The 22,155-nt window shown below is 66.9% G+C and carries 18 protein-coding genes and 1 pseudogene; 10 read left to right on the forward strand and 9 right to left on the reverse strand.

The window, feature by feature from the left end:
* Window positions 1-121: 121 nt before the first annotated feature.
* The 9 genes and pseudogenes from LK542_RS04295 to LK542_RS04335 form a co-directional block, all read right to left on the reverse strand.
* Window positions 122-733: a M15 family metallopeptidase gene (locus LK542_RS04295; protein WP_227810946.1), complete on the reverse strand. Its 612-nt coding sequence runs from the start codon at window positions 731-733 to the stop codon at window positions 122-124.
* A complete protein-coding gene (locus LK542_RS04300) occupies window positions 730-1,635 on the reverse strand; it encodes a LysR family transcriptional regulator (RefSeq protein ID WP_227801331.1) in 906 nt (301 codons plus the stop codon). The genes LK542_RS04295 and LK542_RS04300 overlap by 4 nt, the downstream gene beginning before the upstream one ends.
* A 301-nt stretch (window positions 1,636-1,936) precedes the next feature.
* Window positions 1,937-2,716: pseudogene (locus LK542_RS04305) on the reverse strand (N-acetylmuramoyl-L-alanine amidase); the annotation flags it as partial.
* Between the two features lie 14 nt (window positions 2,717-2,730).
* Window positions 2,731-3,672, reverse strand: coding sequence for an N-acetylglucosamine kinase (locus LK542_RS04310; RefSeq protein WP_227810947.1), 942 nt, complete (start codon window positions 3,670-3,672; stop codon window positions 2,731-2,733).
* 41 nt (window positions 3,673-3,713) lie between these two features.
* Window positions 3,714-5,327, reverse strand: coding sequence for a glycoside hydrolase family 10 protein (locus tag LK542_RS04315; RefSeq protein WP_374040114.1), 1,614 nt, complete (start codon window positions 5,325-5,327; stop codon window positions 3,714-3,716).
* 21 nt (window positions 5,328-5,348) lie between these two features.
* The gene (locus LK542_RS04320; protein ID WP_227810948.1) at window positions 5,349-6,491 is read right to left on the reverse strand and encodes an acyltransferase family protein; all 1,143 of its coding nucleotides are present in this window, start codon (window positions 6,489-6,491) and stop codon (window positions 5,349-5,351) included.
* A 150-nt stretch (window positions 6,492-6,641) separates the two neighbouring features.
* Window positions 6,642-7,952, reverse strand: a complete 1,311-nt coding sequence (locus tag LK542_RS04325; protein WP_227801334.1) for an MFS transporter — start codon at window positions 7,950-7,952, stop codon at window positions 6,642-6,644.
* Between the two features lie 54 nt (window positions 7,953-8,006).
* Window positions 8,007-8,885: an N-acetylmuramic acid 6-phosphate etherase gene (locus tag LK542_RS04330; protein WP_227810949.1), complete on the reverse strand. Its 879-nt coding sequence runs from the start codon at window positions 8,883-8,885 to the stop codon at window positions 8,007-8,009.
* A gap of 98 nt (window positions 8,886-8,983) precedes the next feature.
* Window positions 8,984-9,724: a GntR family transcriptional regulator gene (locus LK542_RS04335; protein WP_227801336.1), complete on the reverse strand. Its 741-nt coding sequence runs from the start codon at window positions 9,722-9,724 to the stop codon at window positions 8,984-8,986.
* Between the two features lie 245 nt (window positions 9,725-9,969).
* On the opposite strand from LK542_RS04335, the gene LK542_RS04340 reads away from it, so the two are divergent.
* From LK542_RS04340 to LK542_RS04385, 10 genes are all read left to right on the forward strand, one after another.
* Window positions 9,970-11,325 (forward strand): serine hydrolase, encoded by a 1,356-nt coding sequence (locus LK542_RS04340; protein ID WP_227810950.1) that lies wholly within the window; start codon window positions 9,970-9,972, stop codon window positions 11,323-11,325.
* Window positions 11,326-11,434: 109 nt separating this feature from the next.
* Window positions 11,435-12,670, forward strand: a complete 1,236-nt coding sequence (locus LK542_RS04345; protein WP_227801338.1) for a D-amino acid dehydrogenase — start codon at window positions 11,435-11,437, stop codon at window positions 12,668-12,670.
* A gap of 71 nt (window positions 12,671-12,741) precedes the next feature.
* Window positions 12,742-13,182, forward strand: a complete 441-nt coding sequence (locus LK542_RS04350; RefSeq protein WP_227810951.1) for a YchJ family protein — start codon at window positions 12,742-12,744, stop codon at window positions 13,180-13,182.
* Between the two features lie 29 nt (window positions 13,183-13,211).
* The gene (locus LK542_RS04355; RefSeq protein WP_227810952.1) at window positions 13,212-14,819 is read left to right on the forward strand and encodes a carboxyl transferase domain-containing protein; all 1,608 of its coding nucleotides are present in this window, start codon (window positions 13,212-13,214) and stop codon (window positions 14,817-14,819) included.
* Between the two features lie 10 nt (window positions 14,820-14,829).
* Complete coding sequence (locus LK542_RS04360) at window positions 14,830-15,615, forward strand: enoyl-CoA hydratase/isomerase family protein (protein WP_227810953.1); 786 nt, start codon at window positions 14,830-14,832, stop codon at window positions 15,613-15,615.
* A gap of 21 nt (window positions 15,616-15,636) precedes the next feature.
* The gene (bioA, locus tag LK542_RS04365; RefSeq protein ID WP_227810954.1) at window positions 15,637-16,977 is read left to right on the forward strand and encodes an adenosylmethionine--8-amino-7-oxononanoate transaminase; all 1,341 of its coding nucleotides are present in this window, start codon (window positions 15,637-15,639) and stop codon (window positions 16,975-16,977) included.
* 2 nt (window positions 16,978-16,979) lie between these two features.
* Window positions 16,980-18,167: an 8-amino-7-oxononanoate synthase gene (bioF, locus tag LK542_RS04370; RefSeq protein ID WP_227810955.1), complete on the forward strand. Its 1,188-nt coding sequence runs from the start codon at window positions 16,980-16,982 to the stop codon at window positions 18,165-18,167.
* Complete coding sequence (gene bioD, locus LK542_RS04375; RefSeq protein WP_227810956.1) at window positions 18,164-18,997, forward strand: dethiobiotin synthase; 834 nt, start codon at window positions 18,164-18,166, stop codon at window positions 18,995-18,997. Before bioF ends, bioD begins: the two co-directional genes overlap by 4 nt.
* A gap of 11 nt (window positions 18,998-19,008) precedes the next feature.
* Window positions 19,009-20,040 carry a biotin synthase BioB gene (gene bioB / locus LK542_RS04380; protein WP_227810957.1) on the forward strand — a complete coding sequence of 344 codons (1,032 nt, stop codon included), beginning with the start codon at window positions 19,009-19,011 and terminating at the stop codon, window positions 20,038-20,040.
* Between the two features lie 68 nt (window positions 20,041-20,108).
* The gene (locus LK542_RS04385) at window positions 20,109-22,130 is read left to right on the forward strand and encodes an acetyl/propionyl/methylcrotonyl-CoA carboxylase subunit alpha (protein ID WP_227810958.1); all 2,022 of its coding nucleotides are present in this window, start codon (window positions 20,109-20,111) and stop codon (window positions 22,128-22,130) included.
* Window positions 22,131-22,155 lie beyond the last annotated feature (25 nt).

A 22,155-nucleotide genomic window follows, 5' to 3' on the forward strand; every position in this document is an offset into this window, starting at 1 on the left:
AGTTAAGCAATTTAAATGCCAGCATAAAGAAACCAATTAATTCAGTTACTTAGGGAAAGCAAATTTTCCAACTGTAAATATTATCGACAGTAAACAAGCTGGTGGAACCAAGTAGAGCTGATTACAACACGCGGCGGTAGGTGGCGCGCACCAGTTCGCGGTCGCCGCAATCGAAGTGCCACCATTCGGTATTGATGCCGAAGAAGCCGGCGGCAAGCATGCCTTCGCGCAGCAGGCGGCGGTTAGCCAGCTGCTGGTCCGTGAGCTCGCCAGTGTGTAAGAAGCCTTCTTCCAGCGCCGGATGCGACAGCTCGGTCATGTCGTCGAAACCGGTGCCCATGTCGAGTTCGCAGCCCTGCTCGTCGAGCAGGGTGATGTCGAGCGCCATGCCGTAGGAGTGGATCGAGCCGCGCGCCGGGTTGGCCAGGTACATCTGCAGGCCGGTGCCCTCCAACGCATCCCACAGCTGCTGCTGCACGCGCTGCGGACGCAGGGCGTCCAGCACCAGGGGGGTGTGGCCGGGTCGGCGTTCCTTGAGCCAGGCGACGAAGCGTTCCAGCGCCGCGGCGGCGTCAACGTGCAGCCAGGCGCAGTCGTAGGGCGAATACAGGTCGCGTCCCACGAAGTTGTTGGGGCTCGCGTAGCGCAGGTCGATCGCGATCCCGTCGATGCTGGTGAGGTGGCGGAATTCAGGGCTGCCGGCGATGTCTTCGCTGGCGACGGTCAGGGTCATGAAGAAGCTTTTTCGAGACAGGCGCGCGCGGTCGCGCCGATACAGTTGGCCAGCTCGCGCGCCCCGTGCGACAAGGGGGAATGGCTGGCGCTCAGCAGATACAGGTGGACCGGCATCGCCGGCGACCACTGGCGGCACTGCACCTTGGCCGGGTCGGCCGAGGCGGCGGTAAATGGATCGAGCACGGCCACGCCGGCCCCGGCTTCGACCAGCGAACGGGCGATCTGGTAGGTCTGCACCACCGTGTGGTAGACCGGTTGCACGCCCTGTGCCTCGCAGGCGGCGACCACGATCTCGCCCAGCGGATCGCCGTCGGTCAGGCCGATCAGTTCGCCCGTCAGGCCGTCGGCAGTGAAAGGCTTGGCCAGTTCGTCCGCGCTCCAGGTGCCGGCGGGCGCCATCACGGTGAGGTTGCCGTGCGCGATCGGCTCGGCCACGATGCCGGGGTGGCGCGGGTCCTGCAGCGACAGGGCCAGGTCGGCTTCGCCCAGACGCAGCGCGTTCACGATCTCGCTGGTGTGGTGGGTAGCCAGTTCGCAGCGCGCCTGCGGGAAGTCGCGGCGCCACACCGTCATCGCCTGCGGCAGCACGCTGATCGCAATGGTCGGCGTCGACACCAGGCGCACGGTTTCAACCGCGCGGCCCTTCAGGCTGGCGGCCAGGCGGCGGATGCCCTGCAGGTCGCGGTTCAGCTTCTCGGTCTCGGCGAACAGGCGGTGCGCTTCCGGCTTCGGATACAGCTTGCCGCGCACGCGCTCGAACAGCGGCATGCCCAGCTGGAGCTCGGCGTGCTGCAGGACTTTCGTCACCGCCGGCTGCGAGATGTGGAGAACCTGGGCGGCACCGCTGATGGTGCCGACCTGCATGATGGCGTGGAAAACTTCGATATGGCGCAGGCGCATCGCTTCATCCTTCAGTCAAGACGTCCGCGCGCACGGCGCGGATTTTGCGAAGGATACAGGGAAAACCCGGCTGCGGCGACCATCACGGCGTGTTCACCACAGGACCCGCCGGCGCCACGGGCGGCGTGGCCGGAGTCGGCACCGGCGTCGGCACGGCCGGCGTCGGAACCGGCACCGGAGCCGCAGGCGCGGGCGCTGTTTCCGGCACCACCGGCGCCGGCGGAGTGGCGGGCGGCAGCGGCGGCACGGGCGTGGTGATCATCGGCGTCGTCACGACGGGCAGCGGTGCATTCGCCGGCGTGGTCAATACCTCGAGCAGGCTTGCCGTTTCGGCATCCGGGTTGCCGGCGAAATCGGCCGGGCGGTATTTCATCTGGAAGGCCTGCAGCACGGTGCGGGTCTGCTGGTCCAGTACACCGGTTTGCTGGATGCCGTAGCCGTGGGTGGCCAGCTTGCGCTGGAACCAGGCGACGTCCGGCAGGGTCGCGTCGAAAATCGGACGCACCAGGGCGACGCGGTTCGCGTCCGGCCACAGCACCAGGCCTTCCTGGGCCAGGCGCGCCCACGGGAACAGCGGACCCGGGTCCTGCTTGCGCTGCGGCGCGATGTCGCTGTGGCCAAGGACGTTCTCGGGCGCGATGCCGTGACGCTGGACGATGTCCTTCAGCAGCGGCAGCAGGGCATCCATCTGGGCCTGCGGGAAGGGGTAGAACAGGCGGCTGCCGTCCGGGTTGACGGTAAAGCCCGGGTTGACGATCTCGATGCCGATCGAGCTGTTGTTCAGCTGCGTGAAATTCTTCCAGCTCGAGACGCCGGCATGGTAGGCGGCCCGGTTCTCGTCCACCAGGCGGTAGATGACCGGCTGCGTGTGGTTCGTGACGAGATAGTGAGCGCTCACCTGCTGCTCGGTCAGGATCTTGATCGAGGTCGGGTTATCGGACACCGTGTAGTGCAGCACCAGGAAGCGCGCACGGCTCGACTGGCCCTTGGCATTGTAGGTAGTATCGATCTTCGGTCCGATCGGACCGGTGGCGCAGCCGGCCAGCAGGGCCAGGATGACGGGGACGAGCAGGTTTTTCATCGGTGTAGCAATCATTATGGAGGTGAAGGATTGGGGTGCTGGGCGTCCGCTGCCGCCAGCCGCGCGGCGGCGTAATGGGCGCGCACACCGGTCTGGCTCAGGATGGTATCCGGCGGCAGGGCCGCGCGCATGGTTTCGACGATCACCGGGTGCAGCTCGGCGGCGCGGCCGGCCAGCGCCACCGGGCGCGGACCGAAGCGGCTGACCAGGGCCTGGGCCAGGCGCGCCAGTTCGTGGCCCGCCTCGCGCAGGATGGCGGCGGCGGCCGGATCGCGCTCGGCGGTGGCGGCGACCGCGATCGCCAGCTTGCCGACTTCGCCGCGTTCGCGGCCATAGATGAACTGGCGCGAGAACGACCAGTCCGAGCCGCCCACGTGCTGGAACACGGCATGCGCCATCGGCGAGCTTTCCCAGGCGCCAGGGGCTTCGTCCTCGCGGCGCCAGATGTGGCGCAGGGCTTCGCGCGCGATCCAGAAGCCGCCGCCGCCGTCGTCCAGCACCACCCCGCGCCCGCCGGCGCGATGAAAACCATGGTGCTCGTCGATGAAGGCGCCGATCGAACCGGTGCCCGAGTACACCAGGTAGCCCTCGCCAGGCCGGAAGCTGGCGAGGTAGGCGATCTCGATGTCGTTGCTCAGCACGATGGCTTTCGGGGCCAGTCCGAGCAACGCGCCCAGGCTTTGCTGCAGCGGGCCGCCATCGCCCCCGTAGCCGGTCACGCCGGCGCGCACCGCCAGCGGACGCCCGTGCGCCAGCACGTCGCGCGTGATCGCTTCAAACGTCGCCTGCACCGTTTCGCGCCCTTCGGCGCTGCCCATCTGCAGGGCGGACAGGCCGCCCACCGTGCCTTCGGCAACGATACGGCCCCCGGCCGCCGCGAGGGCCCAGCGGGTCTGGGTACCGCCGGCGTCGATGCCGAGGCCGAGGTGTTGGTCTTGCAGTTCGGGAGTATACATGGCCCGTGTGTGTAATGAATAAAGCGGATGAAGCTAGGATATCAAGGCTTGCGCCATGCCTGCACGCGCGCACCTTCGATGCCGAGGCGATCGACCGCGCTGACCACCACCAGGTCGGCGGCGCCCAGCTTCGCGTCGTCCGGCACGGTATGGTCCACGCGCGCGGCCGGCACGGTCGAGAAGCGCCATTCGCCGCCATGGCGCGCCCACACCGCGTACTGCGTGGTGGCCTTGCCCGCCTTGAGCGACAGCTGCACGCCGTCCTTGCCGCGCTTCGCGGCAACCTGCGGCCGGCCCGGACCCGCGCTGCCCAGCCAGGGCGTGGCCGGTACCAGCACCTGGCCCTGGTAGGTGGTGGCGCGCAGCTGGTCGCTGATGCCCTTGCGGTTCTGGGTGAGCGCGGCCATGCTGAAGTGGACGTGGCCGGTCGACAGCGGGCGCGCACGCGTCAGCGCGATCTGGTCCAGGATCTCCTTCGGCTCGTAGTTCAGGGTCGGCGGCGCCGCGCCGATGCGGCTGGTGAACAGGCCCGGCCACATGTGGCGGCCCTGCGGGTTCTGCGAAATCCAGTAATCGAGCAGCACCGGGTAGGACTGGGCGGTCTGGGCGATCGGCCAGTACAGCTGCGGCACGAAGTAGTCGACCCAGCCCTTTTCCAGCCACAGCTCGGCGTCCGCATACAGTTTGTCGTACTGCGAGAAGCCCGAGATGCCCGGCGGGCGGCGATCCGGACGGCCCATGCCGAAGGGGCTGATGCCCACGCGCACCCAGCTCTTCTCGCGGTGCACGCCCTTGTACATGGCTTCGATCAGACGGTTGACGTTGTCGCGGCGCCAGGAGGCGCGATCGAGCTTGCCGCCGCCCGCCAGGTAGCGTTCCCAGGCCGGGCCGTCGGGGAAATCGAGTTCCTTGGCGACCGGCTTGCCGTTGCCGTCCAGCGCCTGCGCATTGCCGGCGACTTCCGGCGCGGCGATCGGGTACGGATAGAAGTAGTCGTCGATGTGCACGCCGTCGATGTCGTAGCGGCGCACCACGTCGAGGATCACGTCCATGGTCTGCTTCGAGGCCGCTTCCTCGGCCGGGTCCATCCACAGGAACTTCCCGTAGCGCTTGACCGCGTGCGGCAGGGTGTTGGTGATGTGGTTCGGGGCCGCCGGCGAACGCGCATTGTCGTGGCGCGCACGGTAGGGGTTGAACCAGGCATGCAGTTCGAGGCCGCGCGCATGCGCTTCCTTGACCCAGAACGCGAGCGGGTCGTACATCGGCGAAGGCGCCTTGCCCTGGGCGCCGGTCAGGTACTCGGTCCAGGGTTCGATCGGCGACGGGTAGATGGCGTCGGCCGCCGGACGCACCTGCAGCACGATGGCGTTCAGGTTCAGGCTGACGGCGCGGTCGAGGATGGCGATGGCCTCCGCCTGCTGCTGCGCGGCAGGCAGGCCCGGCTTGGTCGGCCAGTCGATGTTGGCCACGGTCGAGACCCAGGCGGCGCGGAATTCGCGCGGCGCCGGTGGCGGGGTGTCGGCGCCGCCCATGCTGCCACCAGGGGCGGTCGGCTGCGTGCCGCAGGCGGTGAGCAGGCCGGCCATGGCCAGGGCGCCACTCATCGCGCCCAGGGCGCCGAGCGTGAACGCGCGTTTTTTCAGGTTGGGTTTCAAATCCGCTCCTTGATTGTTGTTCTAGACTTTGACGAACCACCGCTTGCGCCACATGCCGTACGCGATCGCGAACATGCAGGCGTTGAAGAGGATGGCGTATAACAGCGAGGTGTTGGCAGGGCCGATCGGCAGCGCCTTGATCGGCGCGTACAGCATGCCTCCGAGCGCGAGCTGGCTGCCGTCCGGCTGGTCCAGCTTGATAAAGCCGAGCATCTTGGCGATGAAGCCGGAGAACGCAAAAATGAACAGCGCGTTCATGCCGTAGATGATGAAGGGCCTGGCCCAGACCGCGGCGCGCTCGCGCACGAAGGCATGCGGGTTGGCGTCGAGCAGCCAGTAGAACATGCCGAAGGCGAGCAGCGCCCAGCCGGTCATCCACAGGCAGTAGGACGCCGTCCACAGGCTTTTATTGATCGGCATGAGCACGGCGTCCAGGCTGGCACCGAGGCCCAGGAACACCAGGCCGGCGAACAGCATCCACACGGTCTGCTCGATGCGCGGCAGCGTCGATGCCAGTACGCGTCCGGCCAGCACGCCGAACAGCTGGCTGCACAGGGCCGGGATGGTGCTGACCAGGCCTTCCGGATCCCAGGTCTTCGCCTGCACCCACAGGTGGCCATCCAGCAGCATGCGGTCGACATAGGCGCCGAAGTCCTTGCCCGGTTCGAGCACGCCGGCCCCGATGCCGGGCACCGGCACCCACAGCATCAGCACCGAATACAGCGCCAGCAGCAGCGCGATCACGGCCAGCTGCGCGCGCCAGCGCAGGTAGACCACCACCGGCGCGGCCAGCAGCGTGCACAGGGCGATGCGCTGCAGGACGCCCGGGATGCGCACGTGCTCGAAGTCGAAGCGCGGGATCAGGTTGAGCAGGAAGCCGATCAGGAAGATCAGCGCGGCGCGTCTGGCCAGCTTGAGCAGCAGGCGCGGTTTGTCGGCGCCGGCTTGCGCCAGGCGGCCCAGCGACAGCGTCATCGCGACGCCGCCGATGAACAGGAAGAAGGGGAAGATGCAGTCCGTGAAGGTCCAGCCGTTCCACTTGGCGTGGGCCAGCTGGGCATGCAGGTTGCCCCAGTCACCGGGATTATTCACGAGCACCATGGCGGCGATGGTGAATCCGCGGAAGGCGTCGAGCGAGGTCAGGCGCACCGGTGCATCGCGCATTGCTGCGTTGTCTCCATTTTCATTGTTATCGCTGGCGTGTCCGCCGTCTTCGTAGGGTGGGCGGCTATGCCGCCCACGCGGTGATCGTTAGCGGCTGAATGACGCACTGATGCCGTCACTGCCAGCTGGTGGGCGGGAAACCCGCCCACCCTACTTCTTGCCAAACTCGGGGTCGATCTTCACCAGGGCCGCCATGATGAAGGCGGGAACCGTGGACAGGCAGGCCCAGATGAAGAAGTGCTTGTAGCCCAGGTATTCCTGCAGGTCGCCGCTCCACATGCCCGGTACCATCATCCCCAGGGCCATGAAGCCGGTGCAGATCGCGTAGTGGGCGGTCTTGTGCTCGCCCTCGCAGACCATGATCATGTACAGCAGCATCGCCGTGAAGCCGAAGCCATAGCCGAACTGCTCGATCGCCAGCGCGGTGCAGACCACGGCGAAGCTGGTCGGCTGGGTCTGCGACAGGTAGACGAACACCAGGTCCGGCAGGTGGATTGCGAACACCATCACCCACAGGCAGCGCTTCAGGCCGAGGCGCGAGATCAGGTAGCCGCCGGCCAGGCCGCCCATGGTGAGGAAGGCGATGCCGATGGTGCCGTAGGCGATGCCGTACTGCTCGGTGGTGAGGCCCAGGCCACCCGCGGCCAGCGGGTCCTTGAGGAAGGGCGCCACCAGCTTCAGGAGCTGGGCTTCGCCCAGGCGGAAGGTCAGGATGAAGCCGAGGATCAGCCAGATGTCGCGCTTGCGGAAGAACAGGGCAAAGGTGACGAAGAAGTCGCGCAGCGGGTTGCTGCTGCCGGCCACCTTGTGGTCGCTGTCCGGCTTGGGCAGGATCGTCCCGTGCCACAGGAAAGCCACGAAGAACAGGGCGGCGAGCACGTAGAACACGATCGCCCAGGCCTGGTTGACGTCACCCAGCTGGTGCGCCAGGTAACCGGCCAGCACTACCAGCGGACCTTGCACCGACAGCGTCGCCAAGCGGTAGAAGGTCGAGCGCACGCCGACGAAAGCCGCCTGCTGCTGCTGGCGCAGGCCGAGCATGTAGAAGCCGTCGGCCGAGATGTCGTGGGTGGCGGAAGCGAAGGCCATCACCCACATCACGGCGAGGCTGGCGATGAAGAAGTTCGGCAGGTGCAGGGTCATGCCCACCGCGACCAGCGAAGCGGCCACGCCCAGCTGCAGCAGCACGGTCCAGCGGCGCTTGGTGCCGAACATGTCGACGATGGGCGACCACAGGGGCTTGATCACCCAGGGGAGGTACAGCAGGCTGGTATAGAAGGCGATGTCGGAGTTCGACACGCCCATGTCCTTGTACATGATGACCGACAGGCTCATCACCACCACATAAGGGATGGCCTGGGAAAAATACAGGGAAGGTATCCACGTCCAGGGACTTGACTGCGACGGGCCGGCCTGCTGCGGGCCGGAAGTTGACGGACGTTTGTCGAGCGAAGTCTGCATAAGTCTTTCGTGGTCGGCAGCTGCGGCGCGCATCGGATGCGCGCCGGGCGCGGATTACGCGATGGCGTCGCGCACGCTGCCGTGCGCCGCTTCCAGGAGCGCCTGCGCCTGCTCGACACTGATTTGTTTGGTCAAGGCCACCACCGCGGTCTTGACGTGGTAGCCGCACTGCTCCAGCACCGCCTGCGCGGCCGCTTCGTCGGCGCCGGTGGCGAACACGGTCAGGCGGATGGCGCGTCGCACCAGCTTGGCGTTGGTAGCGCGGAAGTCTACCATCAGGTTACCGTACACCTTGTTCAAACGCACCATCAGGCCGCTGGAAAAGGTGTTCAGCGCGATCTTCTGCGAGGTGCCGGCCTTCAGGCGGGTGGAACCGGAGATCATTTCCGGTCCGGTGTCGAGCACGATGCCGATCTCCGCTTCGCTGGCCACCGGCGCGTCGGCGTTGTTCGAAAATCCGATGGTCAGGGCGCCCGCCGCCCGCGCGGCGCGCAACGCGCCCAGTACATACGGGGTGAAGCCCGAGGCGGCCAGCAGCAGCACGACGTCGCCCGCTTCGACCTTGACGCTCGCGAGGTCGGCGGCGCCCTGCTCGACATCGTCCTCGGCGCCTTCGACCGCGACGAACATCGCACTCTCGCCGCCGGCCAGCAGGGCGACGGCGCGCCCGTGTGGCCAGGAAAAGGTCGGATTCAGTTCGACGCTGTCGAGCACGCCAAGGCGGCCCGAGGTGCCGGCGCCGACGTAGATCAGGCGTCCACCCGCTTCGATGCGCGGCAGCGCCGCGGTGATGGCGGCGGCGATGCGGGGACCGGCGGCGCGGACCGCGTCGACGGCCTTGACCTGGTCGTCGACCAGGACGTTGACCAGGTCCTCGGTTGGATACTGGTCGAGGTTTGCGTGGTCCTGGGCCGGGGTTTCGGTTTTCAGCATTGCCGTATCTTCTAGGTGCGGAGTGATCGATGAAACCAGTGTAATACCAATCGATCCGGGTGGCTTATGAAAGCTGCACCCTTCATCATGCCGAAAAGTTATGCTGGTCTGCGCAACTCGGCGACGAAATCATAGTGGTCGCTCAGGCAGTAGGAATGCGTCAGCTCCACCGGCTCACCCGACTCCAGGTAGCCCACACGCGTGATGAACAGCACCGCGCGCCCTTCCGGCACGTCCAGGCGCGCCGCCAGTTCCTGCGGGGCGTTCATCGCGCGCAGGTGCTGCAGCGCGCGCACCGGCATGTGTCCGGTCTTGGCCAGGTGGGCGTACAGCGAACCGCCCACGTTCTCGGGACGCGGCAGCACGGTGGCCGGGATCACGCTCACTTCGTAGGCCATCACCACCCCGTCGGCCAGGCGCAGGCGCTCCAGGCGCGCCACCCGCGTGTTCGGCGACAGGCCCAGCGACAGCTGCTCGTCGGCGTCGGCCTGCACCACCTCGCGCCGCAGCCAGTGGCTGCTCGGGGTGTAGCCGCGCTGCTGCAGCTGTTCGGAAAAGCTCGACAAGTCCGACAGCGGCTGTTCGATGCGCGGCGCAATGTAATTACCCGATCCGCGCCGCCGCACCACCAGGCCCTGGTCCACCAGCTGGTCGATCGCCTTGCGCGCCGTGACCCGAGAGACGTCGAGCTGCTCGGACAGCGTACGCTCCGAAGGCAGGGCCTGGTCGGCCTGGTAGCGGCCCTCGCGCACGTCCTGTGCGAGCTTGCGCGCCAGCTGCATGTAGAGTGGCGAATTGTCGTTCAGGTCGACCTGGAAGGCAGGGGGGCTTGTCGTCATCGGTTCGGATCAGGGTGTCGCACAAAGTGTAATGGCAACATTGGCCCGCGACACAGAGTGGTCCATGAAAAAGCTTTGTATATGCATTCTTATTGCTTATAAGCATACCACTTGATACCAATATAAAAGGGTTATGCCAAGGCCACGGCTATTCATTTGGCAATCCTTCCTGCCACTCCGTATGCTCATCCGACCACCTTACATGCTTCACAAATAACAAGCCCCGAGGGCGAAGAGGAGACCGGATGAACGAGCGCAGGCGAACCTTGCTGGGCATGGCCCTGCTGGGCGCGGTCGAGCCCCTGTTCGCGGCCCCGCCCTCGTCCACCCGGCCGCACGGGGAGCTCGACGCCGAACTGGCGGCGGTGGCGAACGATCCCGCGCTGCAGCTGGCCAGCCTGTCGGTGCTGGCGATCCGCGACGGCCAGCCGGTGTACGAAGCGGCTTTCGGCCGCCGCTTCATTGGTAATGGGGTCCTGCCCGACAAGCCGGCCACGCCCGCAACCCTGTACCGCATCGCCTCGATCTCCAAGATGATGACCACGCTGGGCCTGATGCGCCTGGTGGAAGCGGGCAAAGTCGATCTCGACGCCGACGTCTCCGACTACCTGGGCTTCAACCTGCGCAACCCGCACTTCCCCAGCCAAGCGATCACGCTGCGCACCCTGCTCACCCATACCTCTTCGCTGCGCGACGAAGGCGGCTATTCCTGGCCCTTCGCCACCGCGCTGAAGGATGTGCTGGTGCCGGGCGCACCCTTGTACGGCGAAGGAAAAATGTGGTCGACCCGCGCCGGCCCGGGCGCCTACTTCACTTACTGTAACCTCGGCTGGGGCGTGATCGGCACCCTGATGGAGCGCGTGACCGGCGAGCGCTTCGACCTGCTGATGCAGCGCCTGCTGCTGCAGCCGCTCGGGGTTAATGCCGGCTACAACGTCTCGATGCTGCCGTCGGCGGCGCTCGACAACCTGGCCACGCTGTACCGCAAGCGCAGGACGGATACCGAAATCTGGAATGCCGACGGCCCCTGGATCGCCCAGGTCGACGACTATTCGATGAAACCGCCAGCGGCGCCCGCCGGCATCGCCAGCTACGTCCCCGGCACCAACGCCACGCCCTTCAGCCCGACCGGCGGCCTGCGCATCTCGGCGCGCGACATGGGCGTGGTCATGCGCATGCTGATGAATGGCGGCGTGCATGGCGACGGCCGTTACGGGATGCGCCTGTTCCAGGCCGCGACCCTGGAGCGCATGTTCGCGCGCCACTGGACCATCGATGCCACCGGCAGCAACGGCGATTCGCTGGGAGGCTTCTTCCCGGCCTGGGGCCTGGGCAACGCCCACTTCCCGGACCGTCCCGGCAGCTGCCTGGTCGAAGGCGGCGGTTTCGATGCGGTCGGCCACTCGGGCGACGCCTATGGCCTGCGCTCCGTGTTCGCAGCAAGCCTGGCGCGCGGCGACGGCATGATCATGCTGGTGGGCGGTCCTTCGTCCGACCCGGAACTGCAGAAGGGCCGCTATTCGGCGCGGGCGCGCTTCGAAGAACGGATTCTCACGGCCTTGTACCGCCATGCCATCCTCGGCCAACAGGCAGCAACGTGACCCAAATGCGCACATATATTCCGGTTATGGCGCTCGGCGCGACTTTCATTGGCCGTGTTGCGGCCGAGCGCCTAAGCTCAACCCTCAAATTCAATAAAAAGAGTGCAGGATGCAGCAGCAAGTAATTGTCATCGGTGGCGGCGTGGTCGGCCTGACCTCGGCCTGGTGGCTGGCCGAAGCCGGCTACCGCGTCACCGTCCTCGAACGCGCGGAAGTCGGCAACGGCTCCAGCTACGGCAACGGCGGGCAGCTCAGCTACCGCTACGTCTCGCCCCTGGCCGACGAAGGGGTGCCGCTGAAGGCGCTGCAGTGGATGTTCCAGGACACCGGCCCGCTGCACTTCCGCCCCGAGGCCGACCTGCGCCAGTACCGCTGGCTGGCCAGCTTCCTCGCCCACTGCCGCGCCGACGTCAACCGCAAGACCACGGCCAAGCTGCTCGAACTGGGCGAACTGTCGCGCCAGGGCATGAAGCAGCTCGAACTCATCATCCCGCTCGAGGAATTCGAATGGCGCGACGCCGGCAAGCTGGTGGTCTACCGTTCGCGCGACGTGTTTGAACGAGCGGCGGGCAAGGCCGGCGCCGGCGAGATCCTGTCGGCCGCCGACTGCGCCGCGCGCGAACCCTCGCTCGCCGCGGCCGAACCGCTGCTGGCCGGCGGTATCTACAACAGCGGCGAAGCCGTGGCCGACTGCCACGCCTTCTGCCTGGCGCTGGCCTCGCGCCTGCGCGCCCACCAGAACTTCCAGGGCTTCGTCAACGCCGAGGCGCGCCGCCTGCTGGCCGACAATGGCCGCATTACGGGCATCGAGACGGATACCGGCACCATCGCCGCCGACAGCTACGTGCTGGCGGCCGGCATCCAGAGCCGCACCCTGTCCGATACGGTCGGCGTTACGCTGCCGCTGTACCCGCTCAAGGGCTACAGCCTGACCGCGCCGATCCGCGAGGACGACGTGGCGCCGGAAATCAGCGTTACCGACTTCGAACGCAAGGTGCTGTACGCCCGCATCGGCAACAAGCTGCGCGTGGCCGCCATGGTCGACATGGTCGGCGAAGACCTGAGCCACAACGCCAAGCGGGTGGATGGGCTGACCCGCCAGGTGAAGGAAACCATGCCGCGCGCGGCCGACTATTCGAAGATCTCGGTGTGGGCCGGGCTGCGCCCCGCCACCCCGAGCAGCGCCCCGATCATCGGCGCCACCCCCTACGGCAACCTGTGGCTGAACGTGGGCCACGGCCCGCTCGGCTTCACCTTTGCCTGCGGCAGCGCCAGCCTGCTGGCGGGGGCGATGAAGGGCGAGGCGCCACCGTTCGCACTCGACGGACTGACCCTGCGCGGCTGATGGCCGCAGCCGTCTCCGCCTCCAAAATGGCGGAATTATCCGCCATACCGAAATGGCGGATAATGACGGCCATGTCCAAAACGACCACGCTCGACGCCTGCCCCTGCGGCGGGCCGTCCCTGGCCGCCTGCTGCGGTCCCTTCATTCTCGGTGAAGCCCTGCCGCCCACGGCGGAGGCGCTGATGCGCTCGCGCTATACGGCCTACACCCAGAAAAACGAGCCATACCTGCTTGCTACCTGGCACGCTTCTACCCGTCCGATCGAACCGATCATTGATGAGAAAGAGCCAATCCGCTGGCTCGGACTTGAGGTAAAATCTGCTTTACGTTTACGTCAACGTAAAGTAGATTTGCCGGACGATCCAGATAGCGATACCGTCGAATTCGTCGCCCGTTTCAAGGTGGGCGGACGGGCGCACCGGCTGCACGAAGTGAGCCGATTCCTGCGCGAACCGGACCCCGAGTCCGGGGTGAAGCGCTGGTATTACGTGGACGGCAGTTTCCCAAAATAAATACCGAACAAGAGACATAGAGGACGGCAATGCCCCAGATCGAGAGCAAACTGAACCCGCGCGGCGAGGACTTCAAGGCCAATGCCGCGGCCATGCAAGCCGTCGTCGATGACCTGCGCGCCAAAGTGGCCCAGATGGCCCAGGGCGGCGGTGAAGCGGCGAGCGCCAAGCATGTCGCACGTGGCAAGCTGCTGCCGCGCGACCGCGTGCAGATGCTGCTCGACCCGGGCACGCCCTTCCTCGAATTCTCCCAGCTGGCTGCCTACGAGATGTACGACGGCGCCGCGCCAAGCGCCGGCATCATCACCGGCATCGGCCGCATCAAAGGCCAGGAATGCGTGATCGTCTGTAACGACGCCACCGTCAAGGGCGGCACCTACTACCCGATGACGGTGAAAAAACACCTGCGCGCCCAGGAGATCGCCGAGCAGAACCACCTGCCCTGCATCTACCTGGTCGACTCGGGCGGCGCCAACCTGCCGAACCAGGACGACGTGTTCCCGGACCGCGACCACTTCGGCCGCATCTTCTACAACCAGGCGAACCTGTCCGCCAAGGGCATCCCGCAGATCGCGGTGGTGATGGGTTCCTGCACCGCGGGCGGCGCCTACGTGCCGGCAATGAGCGACGAATCGATCATCGTCAAGGAACAGGGCACCATCTTCCTGGGCGGCCCACCGCTGGTGAAGGCGGCGACCGGCGAAGTCGTGACCGCCGAAGACCTGGGCGGCGGCGACGTCCATACCCGCTTGTCGGGCGTGGCCGACCACCTGGCGCAGAACGACCTGCACGCCCTGTCGCTGGCGCGCACCATCGTGTCGAACCTGAACCGCGTCAAGCCGGTCCAGGGTGCTCTTCGTGAAAGCGTGGAACCCAAGTACGCGCCGGAAGAACTGTACGGCGTGATCCCGGTCGACACCCGCAAGCCCTTCGACGTGCGCGAAGTGATCGCGCGCGTGGTCGATGGCAGCGAGTTCGACGAGTTCAAGGCGCGCTACGGCACCACGCTGGTGTGCGGCTTCGCCCACATCTACGGCATAAAGGTCGGCATCATCGCCAACAACGGCATCCTGTTCTCGGAGTCGGCGCTGAAGGGCACCCACTTCATCGAGCTGTGCTGCCAGCGCAAGATCCCGCTGGTGTTCCTGCAAAATATCACGGGCTTCATGGTCGGCCGCAAGTACGAAAACGAGGGCATCGCCCGCAACGGCGCCAAGATGGTCACGGCCGTGGCCACCGCCTCGGTGCCGAAGTTCACCGTGATCATCGGCGGCTCCTTCGGCGCCGGCAACTACGGCATGTGCGGCCGCGCCTTCTCGCCGCGCTTCCTGTGGATGTGGCCGAACGCGCGCATCTCGGTGATGGGCGGCGACCAGGCGGCGTCGGTGCTGGCCACGGTCAAGCGCGACGGCATCGAAGGCAAGGGCGGCCAGTGGAGTGCGGAAGAAGAAGCCGCCTTCAAGCAGCCGATCAAGGAGCAGTACGAGCACCAGGGCCACCCCTACTACGCCAGTGCGCGCCTGTGGGACGACGGCGTGATCGACCCGGCCGATACCCGCACCGTGCTGGGCCTGGGTCTGTCGGCTGCGCTCAACGCGCCGATCGAAGAGACGAAGTTCGGCGTGTTCCGCATGTAAGGAGACAGACATGGAATTCCAGACCCTGACCGTCTCGATCGACGACAAGGTGGCCGCCGTCACCCTGAACCGCCCCGACCTGCGCAATGCCTTCAACGAGCACGCCATCGCCGAGCTGGCGCTGGCCTTTGACGAACTGGGACGCAACGAGCAGGTGCGCGCCATCGTATTGGCGGCGAACGGCCCGGCCTTCTGCGCCGGCGCCGACCTGAACTGGATGAAGAAGATGGCCGGCTACTCGCACAGCGAGAACCAGCAGGATGCGGCGCGCCTGGCCGACATGCTGCGCACCATCTACCTGTGCCCGAAGCCCACCGTCGCCAAGGTGCAGGGCGACTGCTACGCCGGCGGCATGGGCCTCGTCGCGGCCTGCGACATCGTGGTCGCCAGCGAGGTGGCGCACTTCTGCCTGTCCGAGGTGAAGCTGGGCCTGATCCCGGCCACCATCTCGCCCTATGTCATCAAGGCCATGGGCGAGCAGGCATCGCGCCGCTACTTCCTCACGGCCGAGCGCTTCGATGCACATGAAGCGCGCCGCATCGGCTTCGCCCATGAAGTCGTGGCAGCCGAAGAACTGGACGCCACCGTGGCCGGCATCGTGAAATCGCTGGTGACCAACAGCCCCAATGCCGTGCGCGAGGCCAAGAAGCTGGTGCGCGACGTGGTGAACCAGCCCGTCACCGACGCGCTGCTGGCGGACACCGCCAACCGCATCGCGGAAATCCGCGCTTCGCTGGAGGGCCGCGAAGGCGTCGCCTCCTTCCTCGAGAAGCGCAAGCCGACCTGGCTGAATTAAGTAACGAATATTGGATCGATTGTGAAGCAGCAAACCTCTTCCGACTGGATCGCACGCAGCCTGCGCAGCGTGTGGCACCCCTGCACCCAGATGCAGCACCACGAAGAGGTGCCGCTGATCGCGGTCAGCCATGGCAAGGGACCCTGGCTGTACGACCACGAGGGAAAGCGCTACCTGGACGGCATCAGCTCCTGGTGGGTCAACCTGTTCGGCCACGCCAACCCGCGCATCAATGCGGCGCTGAAGGACCAGCTGGACAAGCTGGAACACGCGATGCTGGCCGGCTTCACCCATGAGCCGGTAATCGAGCTGTCGGAAAAGCTGGCCGCGCTCACCGGCCACAACCTCGGCCACGCCTTCTACGCCTCGGACGGCGCCTCGGCGGTCGAGATCGCGATGAAGATGAGCTTCCACGCCTGGCGCAACGCCGGCTACCCGAGCAAGCAGGAATTCGTCTGCCTGCAGGGCAGCTACCACGGCGAGACCATCGGCGCCCTTGCCGTTACCGACGTCCCGCTGTTCAAGGACGCTTACGGCCCGCTGCTGCGCGCTTCCCACGTGGTGCCGGCGCCGGATGCGCGCAATGCCACCGAAGGAGAATCGGCCCAGGACGTGGCGAAACGCGCGATCGCGGACGTGCGCACCCTGTTCGAGGAACGCGGCGACAAGATCGCTGCCATCATCGTCGAGCCACTGGTGCAGTGCGCCACCGGCATGGCCATGTACGACCCGCTCTACCTGGAGCTGCTGCGCGAACTGTGCGACCAGCACCACGTGCACCTGATCGCCGACGAGATCGCGGTCGGCTGCGGCCGCACCGGCACCTTCTTCGCCTGCGAGCAGGCCGCCATCTGGCCGGACTTCCTGTGCCTTTCCAAGGGCATCAGCGGCGGCTACCTGCCGCTGTCGCTGGTGCTCACCAGCGACGCGATCTACCAGGCCTTCTACAGCGAAGACATTACCCGCGGCTTCCTGCACTCGCACTCCTACACCGGCAACCCGCTGGCCTGCCGCGCGGCGCTGGCCACGCTGGCGATTTTCGAGGAAGACGATGTCCTGAACCGCAACCGCGAGCTGGCGACGAAACTGACCATCGCGCTGGCGCCGCTGGCCGAGCATGAGCGCACCCACCACTTCCGCCAGCGCGGCATGATCTTCGCGGTCGATGCGGTGGAGCCCGACCCGGCACGGGCCTCGACCTTCGCGCGCCGTTTCTTCACGACGGCCGTCGAGAACGAACTGCTGCTGCGCCCGATCGGCCGCACGGTCTATCTGATGCCGCCCTACGTGCTGGACGACGAGGAAGTCGCCGGCCTGGCCGCACGCACGCAGAAGGTCTTCGAATCGGTGATCGCGGGCTGACCATGAATCTGATCGAAGGCATCGACCGCAAGCTGGACCAGCTGGCCGAGCAAAGCCTCACGCGCCGCCTGCGCGTGGCCGACAGCCCCTGCGCGCCGCGCCAGGTCGTCGATGGTCGCCCCATGCTGGCCTTCTGCAGCAACGACTACCTGGGCCTGGCCTCGCACCCGGCCGTGATCGCCGCCCTGCAGGAGGGAGCGGAACGTTACGGCGCCGGCAGCGGAGCCTCGCACCTCGTCAGTGGCCACAGCCGCGCCCATGCGTTGCTGGAAGAACGCTTCGCCGAGTGGCTGTCCCCTTACATCGACAAGGCGCGCGCCCTCTACCTGTGCACCGGCTACATGGCCAACCTGGCGGTCCTGACCGCGCTGGGCCAGGATGCCGACGCCATGATCTTCTCGGAAGCGCTGAACCACGCCTCCCTGATCGACGGTGCCCGCCTGGCCCGGGCCGGCGTGAGCGTCTACCCGCACGGCGACGTCGCCGCGCTGGAACAGCAGCTGATAAGCAGCAGCGCGGCCACGAAGATCGTCGTCACCGACAGCGTGTTCAGCATGGATGGCAACCTGGCGCCGCTCCCCGAATTGCTGGCCCTGTGCGAGCGCCACGGCGCCTGGCTGGTGGTGGACGATGCCCACGGCTTCGGCGTGCTTGGCGAGACCGGCCGCGGCGCCCTCGAGCATTTCGGCTTGCGTTCGCAGAACCTGGTCTATGTCGGCACCCTCGGCAAGGCCGCCGGCGTGGGCGGCGCCTTCATCGCGGCGCACGCCAGCGTGATCGAATTGCTTACCCAGCGCGCCCGCCCCTACATCTACACCACCGCCGCGCCGCCGGCGCTGGCGCACGCGCTGCAGGCCAGCCTTGATATCATCGGCGGCAAGGAAGGCGAAGAGCGCCGCGCCCACCTGGCTGCGCTGGTCGGGCACCTGCAGGATGCGCTGCGTCCGCAGTGCTGGCAGCTGCTGGCCTCGAACACTGCGATCCAGCCGCTGATCATCGGCAGCAACGCCGATGCGCTGCGCGTGGCCGCCGCCCTGCACGAGCAGGGACTGTGGGTGCCGGCGATCCGTCCGCCCACCGTGGCGGCGGGCACGGCGCGCCTGCGCATCACGCTGTCGGCGGCGCACACCCATGACGACGTGGCGCAACTGGCGCGTGCGCTGAACGAACTGGAGAGGGCCATCGCATGAACAACCTGAACGAACCGGACCAGCCGCTGGCATTGACGCCCATCGTCACCGCCCCAGCACCTGCCACAGCCGGCGCCGCGGTGGAGGAGCCGAAGCCGGAAGCGCTCGCGGTGGAGAGCGTACCCTCGCGCTTCTGCTGCTTCGTCACCGGCACCGACACCGAGATCGGCAAGACCCTGGTGTCCGCCGCCATCCTGCACAAGCTGGCCGCAAGCGGCCGCCGCGCCTGCGGCATGAAGCCGGTGGCGGCCGGCGCGGAACTCATCGACGGCGAATTGCACAACGAGGACGCCGACATGCTGCGCGCCGCCGGCAACGTGCACCTGCCAGTCAACATCACCACGCCCTTCCTGCTGAAGGAGCCGGCCGCGCCGCACATCGCCGCCGCCCTCGAAGGCGTGACCATCGAAGCGGTGCCGATCCTGGCCGCCTATACCGAAATCCACGCGGCCTCGGATGCCGTCGTGGTCGAGGGCGTGGGCGGATTCCGCGTGCCCTTCAACGACGACTTCGACAGCGCCGACCTGGCCACGCAGCTCAACCTGCCGGTGATCCTGGTGGTGGGCCTGCGCCTGGGCTGCATCAGCCACGCCCTGCTCACGGTGGAAGCCATCGTGGCACGCGGCCTGGTGCTGGCCGGCTGGGTCGCCAACACGGTCGACCCGAACATGCGCTTCATGCGCGAGAACATCGAAGCGCTGGAACAACGCATTCCGGCGCCGCTGCTGGGCCACGTGCCTCGCCTGGAAAACCCGACGGCACAAGCCGCCGCCGAATATATCGATCTTGCGGGACTGCCAGGCTGGCATTCCCCGCGCGTCCAGACCTAAGGAAAACCAAGATGTCCCAACCGAATACCATTGCGCTGCACCGTCCCGTCGCCATCAAGCAGCCGGACAACGTCACCTGGCCGCTGGCCGACGTGCTGGCCCTGTTCGAGCTGCCTTTCAATGACCTGATGTTCCGTGCACAGCAGGCGCATCGCGCCAACTTCCCGGACGGCGACGTCGAGCTGGCCACCCTGCTGTCGATCAAGACCGGCGGCTGCGAGGAAGACTGCGGCTACTGCCCGCAGGCCGCGCGCTACGACACCGGCGTCGAAGCCAAGAAGATCCTCGACCTCGACACCGTGCTGGATGCGGCGCGCCAGGCGAAAGCCAGCGGCGCCACCCGCTTCTGCATGGGCGCGGCATGGCGCAGCCCGAAGGAGCGCGACATGGAGAAGGTCGAAACCATGGTGCGCGAAGTGAAGGCGCTCGGCATGGAAACCTGCGCCACCCTCGGCATGCTCGAAGAAGGACAGGCGGAACAGCTCAAGCGCGCCGGCCTGGACTACTACAACCACAACATCGACACCGCCCCGGACTTCTACAACAACGTGATCTCGACCCGCGAATACCAGGACCGCCTGGATACGCTGGGCCGCGTGCGCAGCGCCGGCCTGAAGGTCTGCTGCGGCGGCATCGTGGGCATGGGCGAGACGCGCGAACAGCGCGCCGGCCTGATCGCCCAGCTGGCCAACCTGAACCCGTATCCGGAGTCGGTCCCGGTCAACCACCTGGTGCAGGTCGAGGGCACCCCGCTGCACGGCGTCGAGAAACTCGATCCGGTCGAGTTCGTGCGCACCATCGCCGTGGCCCGCATCACCATGCCCCAGGCGCGCGTGCGCCTGTCGGCCGGCCGCCGCGAACTGGGCGAAGCGGTGCAAGCCATGTGCTTCATGGCCGGCGCCAACTCGATCTTCTACGGCGACAAGCTGCTCACCACCGGCAACCCGGAGGCGGACGACGACCGCGTGCTGCTCGAGAAGCTGGGCCTCAAGACGCGCGCCGCGACGCTGGATTCCGCGCCGAAGGCTGCCTGCGGCTGCTAATTATGCGAATACGGCCGGGGAGACACGACCGTTGATTGAACTGACAACCAAAAGCGAAAGACAAACGCATGTTCACCAAGATCCTCATCGCCAACCGTGGCGAAATCGCCTGCCGTGTCGCCGCCACCGCGCGCCGCATGGGTATCCGCACCGTCGCCGTCTACTCGGAAGCCGATGCGGGTGCAAAACACGTGGCGGTCTGCGATGAGGCGGTCCTGATCGGCCCTAGCGCCGCCAAGGACAGCTACCTGCGCGGCCAGAAGATCATCGAGGTGGCCAAGGCCCTAGGGGCCCAGGCGATCCACCCGGGCTACGGCTTCCTGTCCGAGAACGCGGAATTCGCAGAAAGCGTGCAGGCCGCCGGCCTGGTGTTCATCGGCCCGCCGGGCTCCTCGATGCGCGCGATGGGCTCGAAGTCGGCCGCCAAGCAGCTGATGGAAGGCGCCAACGTGCCGCTGGTGCCGGGCTACCATGGCGACAACCAGGACCCAGGTTTTCTCCGCGACCAGGCCGACCGCATCGGCTATCCGGTGCTGCTCAAGGCCAGCGCCGGCGGCGGTGGCAAGGGCATGCGCGTGGTCGAGCGCTCGGAAGATTTCGAGGCCGCGCTGGCCTCGTGCAAGCGCGAGGCGATCAGTTCCTTCGGCGACGACAAGGTGCTGGTCGAGAAATACCTGATCCGTCCGCGCCACATCGAGATCCAGGTGTTCGCCGATACCCATGGCAACTGCGTCTACCTGCACGAACGCGACTGCTCGGTGCAGCGCCGCCACCAGAAGGTGCTGGAAGAAGCGCCGGCCCCGGGCATGAGCCAGGACCGCCGCGCCGCCATGGGCGAAGCGGCCGTGAACGCCGCGCGCGCGGTCGGCTACGTCGGCGCCGGCACGGTGGAATTCATCGCCAACCAGGACGGTTCCTTCTACTTCATGGAGATGAACACCCGCCTGCAGGTGGAGCACCCGGTCACCGAAATGATCACCGGCACCGACCTGGTCGAGTGGCAGCTGCGCGTGGCTGCCGGCCAGCCGCTGCCGAAGAAGCAGCACGAGCTGGCCATCCACGGCCATGCGATCGAAGCGCGCGTGTACGCCGAGAATCCGGAGAAGGGCTTCCTGCCGTCGATCGGCACGCTGCGCCACATGGATACCCCGCTTGCCGTCGAATTCCAGCTAGGCGCTGATGGGACCAACCCGGCCGCTGTACGCGTCGACTCGGGCGTGCGCGAAGGCGATGCGATTTCGCCCTTCTACGACCCGATGATCGCCAAACTGATCGTCTGGGGCGCCGACCGTACCCAGGCCCTGGCGCGCCTGTCGCAGGCCCTGGCGGAGTTCCAGATCGTCGGCCTGGCGACCAACATCGCCTTCCTGAAACGCCTGGTCGAAGGCGAAGCCTTCTCCACGGCCGACCTGGACACCGGCCTGATCGAGCGCCACGGCGCCACCCTGTTCCCGGCAGCGACTGCCGCGCCGCTGGGCGCCCTGGCCCTGGCCGCACTGGCGCTCAGCAGCGGCGAAACCGTGCGCGGCGCGACCAATCCGGCCGATCCGTGGGCCCAGGCGCGTAGCTGGCGCATGAACAGCGCCTACCGCCGCGTGCTCTCGTTCGGCGACGAGTTCAGCGGCGAAGCCGGCTACCAGGTCGGCCTGACCTATGGCCAGCACGGCTGGGAAATCGACGCCAACGGCGAGCGCCAGCCTCTCGAGCTGGTGCGCCACGAGGGCGCGGAGCTGAGCATTCGCCTGGGCGACACCTCGCTGCACGGCAGCGTGCGCCGCGACAGCGATATGTTCCACGTGTTCACGGGTGGCCGCCATTACACGCTGGCGTACAATGACCCGATGGCGCATGTGGGAGAAGCGGAGACCGCGGGCGGACGCCTCACGGCGCCGATGCCGGGTAAAGTAGTGGCTGTACTGGCCTCGTCTGGCAAGGAAGTCAAGAAGGGCGAGCCGCTGGTGATCATGGAAGCGATGAAGATGGAGCACACGATTTCCGCGCCGAGCGACGGCCTGGTGGAAGAAGTGCTGTACCAGGTGGGCGACCAGGTGGCGGATGGAGCGCCGCTGCTGGCTTTCAAGGCGGCTTGATACAACGATAAAAAAACCAAGGAGG

Source organism: Massilia sp. IC2-477, from assembly GCF_020707265.1.
GTDB lineage: Bacteria > Pseudomonadota > Gammaproteobacteria > Burkholderiales > Burkholderiaceae_D > Telluria.